Raw genomic sequence first — 11,333 nt, 5'->3', positions numbered from 1 at the left:
GGAAGCAGAATAGTGATAATTCGCCATAAATGCACCTGTTTTCCGCGCCAAGTGGTGGTATTTTGGTCTAAAACCAGCTTTTTCATTAGATTTTCAGGTGATGAGATAGGTTTTGCTTGAAATTCAACCAATCGAATTGTGTTTTGTTGACATTTGTTGAGTTGTTTTGATTTCTGGGTGTTTGACCGGGAGGAGAGGGCTGATGATGGAGAGGCAACAGGATGAGCTGCGGCATACCCGTGACGAGGTAACACTGCTGCAGCGCTGGGTTGCCAGCGGATTGCTGGTGACGATCTGGCTGCTGATTGCCGCCAGTCCGCTGCTGCTGGTCGCGATGACGGCCATGATGGGGGGCTGGTTTGTACTGGGTGATGAGGGGTTGTTGCACCACTGGCCGTTGCTTCTGCTGGCTGGAGGTGTGGTGGGGGCGTTGGCGGGTTGTTTGCTGGCCGAGCGGATCCGCAGGCGCCACGGCCTGCTGCCCTTTTATGCCCGTTTGCTGAACAATCCCGAACTCAATCGCTAGGCAATCCCGGGCGGCTTTTCATCACGGCGGCCATGGGGTAATAACCAGAAAAAGAGGGGAGAAGCCTGATGGCTTCTCCTCTCTTTGCATCTGGCGTGGCTTATCTGCTGTCAAGCTGGCTTAACAGAGCTGGCGACGCAGGCCGGTTGCCTCGAGGATTTTGGCGCTGATCTCCTCTACCGAGTGGGAGCTGGTATCGAGAAAGCGGATCGCCTCCTGACGAAACAGCCGCTCCACGCTGGCCAACTCCTGCTCGCACTGCTCCAGCGAGGCGTAGCGGCTATTGGCGCGGCGCTGGTTGCGGATCTCGTGCAGCCGCTGTGGCGCTATGGTGAGGCCAAACAGTTTGTGACGGTTGGCCTTGAGGGGCGTCGGCAGCTCCAGCCCACCCATGTCCTGCTCGATAAAGGGGTAGTTGGCGGCGCGAATGCCGAACTGCAGCGCCAGATAGAGGCTGGTGGGGGTTTTGCCGCAGCGGGAGACCCCGATCAGGATGATGTCAGCCTCGTCGTACTCTTTGGTGGTGATGCCATCGTCGTTGGCCAGCGCGAAGTTGACCGCTTCGATGCGGTCGTCATAGAGCTTGCGGTTCTCCATGCCGTGGGTGCGATGGGGGCGGGGCTCGGCCTTCACCCCCAGCTCCTGCTCCAGCGGGCTGACGAAGGTGTTGAGAAAGTCGTGACTGCTCGCTTCGGCTTTCAGTACCTCCTCGCGGACCTGGGGATCGATGATGGTGTGAAACAGGATGGGGCGCACCCCGGTCTGGCGAAACTGTTCATCGATCCGCATCCGCACCTGACGTGCCTTTTCACGGCTCTCCACGAAGGGGATGGTGATCTGCTCGAAGGCCAGTGGAAACTGGCTCAGTACCGCGTGGCCGAACACTTCGGCGGTGATGGCGGTGCCATCTGAAACATAAAATACGGTGTGCACGTTGAGCTCCTGTTACATCGACCAAGGGGCTGGCCAGGAAGTATCTGTCGAAACCATCCCCCTGTTGTCAATCGGTCTGCCATGCCCAAGTTGTGAAGTGGCTAGCAAACCTGAGTCGTTATCTTTTTGTGTCGGCATTGTAGAATGTTCGGGTCATTCGACCATCCCCTATCTTGCTCGGGGATTTTTTTGACAATAAATGGAAAACGTTTTCATGGTCGTTGGCAATAGAAGAAAGAGACAATAACGCACCTTACTCACCTATAAAAATCGGGCACAAAAAAGGTGCCATGGCACCTTGCCCACCAACCTGGAGACATGCAAGTGCAACAGTACGTACTCTGGTACGAGCAACTCGGAATGCAGGATGTAGAACGAGTTGGAGGCAAGAACGCATCCCTTGGCGAGATGATCAGCAACCTCTCTGGCGCCGGTGTATCGGTGCCGGGGGGCTTTGCCACCACCGCCTTTGCGTTTAACGAGTTTCTGGAGTCAAGCGGCCTCAACGGCAAGATCCACCATCTGCTCGACAATCTGGATGTGGATGACATTGCCGCCCTCAATCGGGCCGGTCAGCAGATCCGTGACTGGGTGATCGAAGCCCCATTCCAGAGCGCGCTGGAGCAGGCGATCCGCGAGGCTTACGCCAGACTGAGTGCAGGTTTGGATGCCTCTTTTGCGGTGCGCTCCTCTGCCACCGCCGAGGATATGCCGGACGCCTCCTTTGCCGGCCAGCAGGAGACCTTCCTCAACGTGCGCGGCATCGATGCGGTCATGGTGGCCATCAAGCATGTCTTTGCCTCTCTGTTCAACGATCGTGCTATCTCCTATCGGGTGCATCAGGGCTATGACCACAAGGGCGTCGCCCTGTCGGCCGGGGTGCAGCGGATGGTGCGCTCGGATCTTGCCGCCTCCGGTGTCATGTTCACCCTGGATACCGAGTCGGGTTTCAACGACGTGGTCTTTATCACCGGCGCTCACGGTCTTGGCGAAATGGTAGTGCAGGGTGCGGTCAACCCCGACGAGTTCTACGTGCACAAACCGACCCTCAAGGCAGGACGCCCGGCGCTGGTGCGCAAGACCCTCGGCTCCAAGCTCATCAAGATGACCTATTCCGGCGATGCCAGCCATGGCCGCCAGGTGCAGATCGTCGACACCAGCGAGGCTGAGCGCAGCCGCTTCTGCATCACGGATGCCGAGGTGATGGAGCTGGCGAAACAGGCTCTTATCATCGAGCAGCACTATGGCCGCCCGATGGACATCGAGTGGGCCAAGGATGGGCAGGATGGCCAGCTCTATATCGTGCAGGCGCGCCCGGAAACCGTGCGTAGCCGACAGGAGGCCAACACCCTCGAACGTTTTGCCCTCAAGCAAGCGGGCAAGGTGCTGATCGAGGGGCGCGCCATCGGCCACAAGATCGGGGCGGGCCCGGCGCGGGTCATCTCCTCCATCAGCCAGATGGATGAAGTGCAGCCCGGCGACGTGCTGGTGACCGACATGACCGACCCGGACTGGGAGCCCATCATGAAGCGGGCCTCCGCCATCGTGACCAACCGGGGCGGTCGCACCTGTCACGCCGCCATTATCGCCCGCGAGCTGGGCATTCCGGCGGTGGTGGGCTGCGGCAATGCCACCGATAGCATCGAGGCTGGCCAGCTTATCACCGTCTCCTGCGCGGAAGGGGATACCGGTTTTATCTATGACGGTGAACTCGACTTCGACGTGGCGGTGACCGAGGTAGGCAACATGCCGCGCCTGCCCATCAAGATCATGATGAACGTCGGCAACCCGGACAGGGCGTTCGACTTCGCCCAGCTGCCTAATGCCGGTGTCGGTCTGGCCCGCCTCGAGTTCATCATCAACCGGATGATCGGTGTGCACCCCAAGGCGCTGCTGGAGTTCGACAGTCAAAGCCCCGAGCTCAAGGCCACCATAGGCAAGATGATTGCCGGCTACGAGAGTCCGCGCGAGTTCTACGTCGCCAAGCTGACTGAAGGCATCGCCACCCTGGCCGCCGCCTTCTGGCCGGAGCGGGTGATCGTGCGGATGTCGGACTTCAAGTCCAACGAGTACGCCAACCTGGTGGGTGGCCGTGGCTACGAGCCCCATGAAGAGAACCCGATGATCGGTTTTCGTGGCGCATCGCGCTACATCGCCGACAGCTTCCGCCCCTGTTTTGCCCTCGAGTGCGAGGCGATCAAGCGGGTGCGCGATGTCATGGGGCTGACCAACGTCGAGGTGATGATCCCCTTCGTGCGCACCGTGAGCGAGGCGGAGCAGGTGATCGACATCCTGGCCGAGAACGATCTGCGCCGTGGCGAGCGGGGGCTCAAGGTGATCATGATGTGCGAGATCCCGAGCAACGCCCTCTTGGCAGACAAGTTCCTCGAGCACGTGGATGGCTTCTCCATCGGCTCCAACGACATGACCCAGCTCACCCTTGGGCTTGATAGGGACTCCGGGCTGATTGCCCACCTGTTTGACGAGCGCAACGAGGCGGTCAAGGCGCTGCTGGCGATGGCCATTGCCGCCGCCCGCAAGGCGGGGAAGTACGTGGGGATCTGTGGTCAGGGCCCGTCCGATCACCCGGACTTTGCCGCCTGGCTGGTGGCGCAGGGGATCGACTCGGTGTCGCTCAACCCGGATACCGTGGTCGATACCTGGCTCTATCTGGCGGAGCAGCATGGCCGCAAGTAAGCCACTGCCTTGGCAAGCAGAATAGAAAGGGGGCCACGATGGCCCCCTTTGTTATCCCGCTGACGAGACTTATTTTGGTTGCCGCTCGGCCCCCGACAGCTCGATCTGTGCCTTTACCCCCTCGCTCTGGAGCTTGGTGGCGATGGCATTGAGATCGGTGCCCGATTTGGCCTCCAGCAGGGCGATACCGCCGCTGCTCTGCTTGAAGTTCAAGCCGTGGCGCGTCGCCAGCGCTTTGGCGGTGGCATCGTCAGCTTCCACCAGCAGGGTACCGCTGACGGTGAGCTCGGGGCTGGCCGCCCCCTGCATCAACACGTCGCCGCGGCGCAGGCTCTGCTGCGGCACTTTGTCATTCAGACTGCGGGCTACGCGCTTCTTGCTGCCGTTGTCGGGAATGAGGTAGGTCTGGCCGTTCACCTCTATGGTGCTGTACTGCTTGCCATCCATGGTGACGGACTCCTCGGCGCAGAGCTGTCCCGAGAGGGGGGCCAGCAGGGTTGCCAGAAGCAAGGTAACAGGTTTGTTCATGGTAATACTCCTAGCGTGTTAGCTGCGATTGGCATCGTGACCCAGGACCCGCAGGGACCATGAGATCAGCTTGCCCGATTGACGGTTGTTGCGCTCGGTCAGGGTGGTGCGCTCCTTGGTCTTGCGATTGAGCAGAGAGACCTGACGGGTACCGTTGGCAACGTCGGTTACCTCCAGTCGCCACTGGCCTTCGGCCGATTCACCGTAGAACTTGTGGGAGAGCAGGCGCATGTCACGCAATCCCTTGGTTCGCACAAAGCCCAGCTGCTGCTGGTCGAGAGATTGGCCGACCAGGCTGTTGAAGGGGCTCAGCAGGATGCTGCGGGTGCCGGCGGGGGAGACCAGTTCGATCAGAAGATCAGGCAGACGCTGGTGATCAAGGCTCACCATCACCTGAACCGCTTCGACCGTCAACGGTGTGGCAATGCGGGTTGTCGAGCTGGTCGGGCTGTTGCCCACATCCGGGATGGCAGCGGCACTGCCGGTGACGTTGATCTTCTGCCATGGCAGTTGCACCAGCGGGGGGAGGGGCTGGTGATTGGCTGCCAGCTCAAGCGCCTTGTTGACGTCGATCAGACCGAAACCGTAAGTCGGGCTGAACCACATGCCGGCGGCATTGCGTTCCCACCCTTCCAGCCCTTTCACGTCGCGCACCTTGCTGGTGCTGCTGGTGTAGCTGACCATCACGGGCTGATGTTTGGCATCGACCCGGGTAGCGCTGCGCGCCAGCAGATCCCGAAAATCGCGTACTGACAGATCCGGGTAGGCGGACATCAGCAGTGCCATGGCGCCCGAGGTGCTGGGGGTGGCGGAGGATGTGCCGTTCATGACGCCGTTGTAGTCACAACTGGCATCCAGTTGCGGGTTGCCATGCAGCCGGTTGGTGCGGGGATCGTCGGTGCGGTTGTAGCCCATATCGCAGCCGGGCAGATCCGTGGTCACCATGGCGGGGGAGTCGGTACCGTACTCGCCGCCGGTGGCGCTCAGGAAGACGTTGCTGCCGACGCTGGAGTAGGAGGATCTGACGCCATCTGCGTTGAGCGCGCTCACCACCAGGTTCCAGAAGTTGCTGTTTGATGGATCGAGGTTGCTGTTTTCAAACGGTAATTTGGGGCCGTTACCGGTGCGATTGAGCACATAGCCGCCCGCCGCTATCTTGTTGAAGCCGTTGCCGGCAGCCTTGATATAGGCGGCGCTCTGCGCCTTGAGGGTTTGCTGTTCGAACAGACGGTCGAGCTGGGCCTGATCCAGATCGTTGGCCGGACGGGGATCGACCAGGCTCATGCCATAGCTCTGGTTGAACACCCGGTTATCGCGGCTGGCATCGCTGTCGCCAAGGGCATAGAGCCAGTCTTTCTGCAACTGCTGGCTGTTGTCATCCAGCAGGTTGAACCCCTGCAACTGGGCCCGCGGGGCGATCCCCTTGGTGCCGATGGCGTTGTCTACCGCCGCTATGATGCCGGAGACCGAGGTGCCGTGCGCCGTATCCGCATCCGTCGGGGTCGGGTCATTGCTGCCGGTCACCACGTTTTTTGAGCCCGGACGCACGTTGTCCGCCAGATCCGGGTGAGCAATGGCCAAGCCATCATCCACCACGGCAACATTGACTCCCTGGCCCAGTACCCCGGTACGGTGAGCCCACCAGAGGTTGAGGTCGTTGCCTGCTACGCCGCCACGGGCGCTGAAGGCATCCTGGCCACTATTGAGCAGGTACCACTGCTGATCCTGCAGCGGATTGATGCCGGGCAGACAGCGTTCGCTGCTGCTGCGACCGGTATCCAGCCCGGCTTCCTTGCCGGTCAGGGGGGCACAACTTTCATTTGCCTGAACAGATGCAACTGGCAGCGCCGACAGCAGTGCTGTGATCGCCAGTGCTAACGATGTTTGCTTCATTATTTTTAAACTCCATCTTATAGAGCACCTTCCTGGGTGCGAATGGAATCTACACATGGATAATGAAGAGCCAAAAGAACCTGTTTTCATAAGTTAGATCGGCCTCAAAGAAATCTGATCTTTTTTATGTTAGATATTCCATTGGTGCTGATCGTGTGTTTTATTGAGAGCATTTATCAGTGCTCACTATTGATCTTTTTGTTGTTAACTCAGGTAATTAGCGGTCAGTGCTGACTGGCGCGCGATGTGCGCTGCCACATTGGCGCGGTTTGTTTTCACTCCGTTCTCTTCGCTTCCCCCATCTCTTCGTCGCCCGGCTTATAAGCTTCCTCAATTTTGTCGCTTGGTATTGGTGACCGACTCTGATAGGTTGTTGTTTATTGGCCGTTTGGACGTCTGGATTTCCAATTTGAAATCGGTAGTCCGCTATCACCTTGATGAGTCTTGAGACAGGGAGTCTTGTATGTTGCGTCGCACCTTCTGGTTTTGTTCTCTATTGCTCTTGCTGAGCGGCACTCTGGCTGGCACTGCCCGGGCGGGTGAGCAGGATCGCCAAGAGATTGTGATCGGCACTACGGTGGGGGATTTTGCCGACATGGTGACCGACTCCATCAAGCCGCAGCTGGAGGCCAAAGGGTACAAGGTCAAGCTGGTGGAGTTTACCGACTATGTTTCCCCCAACATTGCGCTGGCGGATGGCTCGCTCGATGTGAACTGTTTCCAGCACAAGCCTTATCTCGAGAGCTTTAGCAAAGACCGCGGTTTGTCACTGACACCCGTTGTGCAGGTGCCCACCGGGCCTATGGGGCTCTATTCCGGCAAATTGGCCACACTCGATCAGCTGAAAGAGGGGAGTACGGTGGCTATCCCCAACGATCCCACCAATCAGGCGCGAGCTCTGCTGATGCTGCAGGATCTGGGCTGGCTCACTCTCAAGGAGGGGATTAACCCGCTCAAGGCGAGCGAGTTTGATGTGGTGAACAACCCTCACAATCTCAAGCTGGTACTGCTCGAGGCGGCGCAATTGCCCCGTTCGCGGGAGGATGTGGATTTTGCGGTGATCAACGGCAATTTTGCCGCCTCCAGTGGCATCCCGTTTAGCCAGGGGCTCTTTCTTGAGCGCAGCTACGACTTTATCAACTGGGTGGTTGTGAAGCGGGTCGACAGCGAGAAGCCATTTGTCAGGGATGTGGCGGCCGCCTACAACTCGGCGGAGTTCAAGGCTTATGCAGCCAAGCGCTTTGCCGGCTACAAATTGCCGCAGGCATGGTCTACCGGGCTGGTTCAATAATCCACACCAGCGACTGCGTGGAGCCTATCCATAAAAAACGCCCCCGAATGTGGGGGCGTTTTGTTTGAGAGAGAGATGCCTGTCAGGGGTGACGGTAGAAGCGGTTGAGCTCGTTCATTACCTGGATCATGGCGCCCATGTCGGGGGTGGCCCGCTTGATGGGTTGATAGCTGTTGCGATCCAGCAGCTCGAAGTCACCCTGCTTGTTGAAGTGGGTGATGGTTCCGCTCTGGTAGATGGCAAAGTCGTTCTGATCTCCGGCCAGCAGCCAGTTGCGCGGGCTGAAGTCGAACAGCGAGCGGCCAATGCTGTAATCACGCGGCGGGTTACGCACCCCCAGCATCCCCTGCATCAGGGTCGGCGCCAGGTCGAAATGGCTGCTCGGCTGCTCGATAACCTGGCTGCTGCGACCCGGCCAGGCCACCACCATGGGCACCTGCACCTGATAGAGGGAGTAGTTGCTGCCAGCGCCCCAGCTGTTGCTTTGGGTGTCGTTGAACTCCTGACCATGGTTGGAGGTGATGACCACCACCGTATTGCTGTCCATTTCCTGCAGCTGCAGCTTGGTCAGCATCTCTTCCAGTAACTGGTCGGTATAGAAGACCGAGTTCTTGTAGCGATTCTCCAGCTTCACCAGGTTTTCCGCCCGATAGGCGGTAGCCGGATTGAAGTTGGTCAGCTCCGGCTGGAAAGGACCCTTCATGGTCGCGGGCAGCTGGTAGTCGCCAGGGCTTGAGAGATAGACCAGCGAGAACCAGGGACGCTCCGGCGTGCGCTTTTCCAGCCACTGCTGCCAGTCGGTCAGCAGCTTGCCGTCGTTGGTCTGCTCGGAGACAAACACCTGTTTGCGCAGACCTGCGAGGATGCTCTTGCGATACTTCTGACCATCTTCTATCGCCCCGAACAGGCCGAACTGGTAATCCTGGCGCAGCAGTTCGTCAAACAGCACCGGCGGGCGTTTGTCGCTGCTGATCTCTTTGTAGTAGTGACCAGGCAGGCCATAAAACAGGCTGAACATCCCCATCAGGTCATCGTTGCCGCCGCTAAGGTGATTGCGGAAGCTGAGATGCTGATCCGCATAGCGCTGCAGATTGGGCATGTTGATGTTGTTGAGCATGTCAAAGCGCAGCGAGTCGACCACCACAATCAGCAGGTTGCTGTGGGTGAGGGGCGCATTGACGTTGAGCGGCCGCAGCGGATAGCGGATCCGGCTGTCACTGTCATCGCTCTGGCTGGCCGCCTGCTTCTCGTACTGATCCAGATCCAGCCAGCCATGTTTGGCCAGGAAGGAGCGGGCCGTCATGGGGTAGGAGAGGGGGAAGTTGGCGCGTTGCATGGTGATGGGCTGATACAGGGTCGCATCCGCCCAGCTGTTGACCACGTGGGTCAGGATAAAGCAGACCAGCAGTGCCAGCCCTACCTGATTGCCATACTGCCGGCGCTTGCGCTTGTTGATCTTGCGCCAGACATAGGCCGACAGCAGCAGTTGCAGCAGGAAGATAGTCGGCACGGCGACGAAGATGATGCTCCAGATCGAGCCCTCCTCGGTCTGGGCCTGATCCAGCAACAACTGCCACACCTGGGCATTGAGGTGGAACTTGAACAGCCGGAATACCTGGGTGTCGATCAGCAAAAGCACCAGCGCCAGCGTCGCCACGACGGCGGAGATGAAGCGCAGGGGCTTCTCTTTGGGCAACACGAAGCTCAAAGGGAAGATCGTCAGCAGGTAGGTGACGAAACTTAAGAACGAGAAGTGGCCAATCCAGCTTACAACGAGGTAGACCACGCCAAGGGTGGTCGACGGCCAGCTGATGGCACCCAAGTAACGGGTGGCAATCAGCATGGCGAGAATGATGTTGAAGAAGGAGAACCAATGCCCCCAGGTGATCAGGCGAGAGACATTATCACGATAGGGGTTACCGGTTTCGACCATAGTGATCCATCTGCGTTGAGAAACGTCAAATCAACAGAGTCGGGGACTCAGTGCGTGTCGTGGCGGTTATCGACCGATGCGGTCAGGGCCTGGACAAACTTTTCGGTGATGGCCTGACGCTGGGCCGGAGCCATACCGTTGATGATATTGGTAGTCAGGTTGCCGAGCACCATCAGACTCAGATCCACTGGCGCCTTGTGCTTCTCCAGGGCGGTGATCAGGTCGTTCATCAGGGCGTCAAACTGCTCGTTATTGTACTTTGATACGATGGGCATAATCTTCAGTTCATCTCGGTTCAAAGCGCCTTATAATACTTCACCCTTTCGGCTAACACTATGGCTTTGTGACATGAGTCTCGATATCGACAAGATCATACTTCACTCCCTGCGCCAGGGCGGCGATGGTCAACCACACGCCGATACCCGCAGCCAGACCCTGCCTCCCGACGAGGCGGTACAGGGACTGATGGCGGAACTGCATCGCATCTACAACGGCAAGGGAGGCAAGGGCTTTGGCTTCTTCGCCGACCCCGAGGCCGCCGTCGCCGAGCTGGCGGAGGGGGAAGAGGCCCCCAAGCAGCCCTCTCCCGCGTTTCGCATCGCTCTGGAACAGCTGCTCGGCGAGCAGACCGAATTTGTTCCCTTCTCGGTCAATGTGACCCAGATGCTGGTCAAACAGCTGGTTGAGCATGCCCTCGATGAGCAGGGGGTATTGCTGATTGCCAAATACAACTATGTCGGTGTCGATTATCTGATGATCGCCCTGCTGGAGGGCAAGGAGAGTGTCACCGTCAGCGAAGCGCTGGAGTTGCGTCATATCCAGTATCTCGATATTGGCAAACTCAATCTGGTGGCCCGCATCGATTTGACCGAGTGGAAAACCCAACCCGAGTCACGCCGTTATATTACCTTCAGCAAGGGACGTATTGGCCGCAAGCTGGGCGATTTCTTTATGGATCTGCTGGGGGCCTGCGAAGGAATGGATGCCAAGATCCAGAATAAAGGGCTGCTACAGGCGGTTGAAGATTATTGCGAGAGTCGCCAGCTCGAACCGGCAGAGCGCAATGACTATAAAAAGCAGGTTTTCAAATATTGCACCGAGCAGGCGAGTGCCGGTGAAGAGATCGAGATCAAGGAGTTGTCGGCGGAACTCTCCGCAAAAGATGCCGGCGAGGGTGACCTCGATTTTTACAGCTTTATCGGTCAGGAGTACGAGCTGGAAGAGCGCTTCCCGGCTGATCGCTCCACCCTGCGCGGGCTGACCAAGTTTGTTGGGTCCGGCGGCGGTCTGACTCTGAGTTTTGAACAGAAGTTGTTGAACAGCCGCGTGTTTTATGACCCGCAGACCGACACCCTGACCATCAAGGGGGTACCGCCCAACCTCAAGGATCAGCTGCTGCGCCAGTCGTAATGTGATCAAGCCGTCATTTCCGGCAAAAAGAGACTCTGCCCTGGCAGAGTCTCTTTTTTATTGGGCGAAAGGGGCAGGGCGAAACCGGGCCGGTGCTTTGTTAACAGATCAAACAAAATAAA

At 58.5% G+C, this 11,333-nt stretch carries 9 protein-coding genes; 4 read left to right on the top strand and 5 right to left on the bottom strand.

Annotated elements, in window-relative coordinates; genetic code table 11:
* The first annotated feature begins 202 nt into the window (after window positions 1-202).
* Entirely contained in the window at window positions 203-526 is a 324-nt protein-coding gene (locus LG31_RS0119230) for a hypothetical protein (protein WP_082044047.1), read from the top strand.
* Window positions 527-646: 120 nt separating this feature from the next.
* Here LG31_RS0119230 and ppsR read toward each other — a convergent pair whose 3' ends face one another.
* The gene (ppsR, locus tag LG31_RS0119225) at window positions 647-1,459 is read right to left on the bottom strand and encodes a posphoenolpyruvate synthetase regulatory kinase/phosphorylase PpsR (RefSeq protein WP_033116017.1); all 813 of its coding nucleotides are present in this window, start codon (window positions 1,457-1,459) and stop codon (window positions 647-649) included.
* A 318-nt stretch (window positions 1,460-1,777) separates the two neighbouring features.
* Here ppsR and ppsA point away from each other — a divergent pair, with 318 nt between their 5' ends.
* A complete protein-coding gene (ppsA, locus tag LG31_RS0119220) occupies window positions 1,778-4,156 on the top strand; it encodes a phosphoenolpyruvate synthase (RefSeq protein WP_033116016.1) in 2,379 nt (792 codons plus the stop codon).
* A gap of 69 nt (window positions 4,157-4,225) precedes the next feature.
* Here the strand turns inward: ppsA and LG31_RS0119215 are convergent, their stop codons facing one another.
* Both LG31_RS0119215 and asp read right to left on the bottom strand, forming a co-directional pair.
* Window positions 4,226-4,684 carry a serine protease chaperone gene (locus LG31_RS0119215; RefSeq protein WP_033116015.1) on the bottom strand — a complete coding sequence of 153 codons (459 nt, stop codon included), beginning with the start codon at window positions 4,682-4,684 and terminating at the stop codon, window positions 4,226-4,228.
* 18 nt (window positions 4,685-4,702) lie between these two features.
* Window positions 4,703-6,577 (bottom strand): serine protease Asp, encoded by a 1,875-nt coding sequence (asp, locus tag LG31_RS0119210; RefSeq protein ID WP_033116014.1) that lies wholly within the window; start codon window positions 6,575-6,577, stop codon window positions 4,703-4,705.
* Window positions 6,578-7,040: 463 nt separating this feature from the next.
* Between asp and LG31_RS0119205 the strand changes: the two genes are divergently transcribed.
* Window positions 7,041-7,868 (top strand): MetQ/NlpA family ABC transporter substrate-binding protein, encoded by an 828-nt coding sequence (locus LG31_RS0119205; RefSeq protein WP_033116013.1) that lies wholly within the window; start codon window positions 7,041-7,043, stop codon window positions 7,866-7,868.
* 82 nt (window positions 7,869-7,950) lie between these two features.
* Here the strand turns inward: LG31_RS0119205 and LG31_RS0119200 are convergent, their stop codons facing one another.
* Entirely contained in the window at window positions 7,951-9,801 is a 1,851-nt protein-coding gene (locus LG31_RS0119200; RefSeq protein ID WP_033116012.1) for a DUF3413 domain-containing protein, read from the bottom strand.
* Window positions 9,802-9,848: 47 nt separating this feature from the next.
* Window positions 9,849-10,076 carry a YejL family protein gene (locus LG31_RS0119195; RefSeq protein WP_005344699.1) on the bottom strand — a complete coding sequence of 76 codons (228 nt, stop codon included), beginning with the start codon at window positions 10,074-10,076 and terminating at the stop codon, window positions 9,849-9,851.
* Between the two features lie 73 nt (window positions 10,077-10,149).
* Here LG31_RS0119195 and yejK point away from each other — a divergent pair, with 73 nt between their 5' ends.
* A complete protein-coding gene (gene yejK, locus LG31_RS0119190; protein WP_033116011.1) occupies window positions 10,150-11,211 on the top strand; it encodes a nucleoid-associated protein YejK in 1,062 nt (353 codons plus the stop codon).
* Window positions 11,212-11,333: the final 122 nt, after the last annotated feature.

The organism is Aeromonas lacus, from assembly GCF_000764665.1.
GTDB lineage: Bacteria > Pseudomonadota > Gammaproteobacteria > Enterobacterales > Aeromonadaceae > Aeromonas > Aeromonas lacus.
Note: the sequence above shows the minus strand (reverse complement) of the source record. Positions and strands in the feature narration are given on the sequence as shown.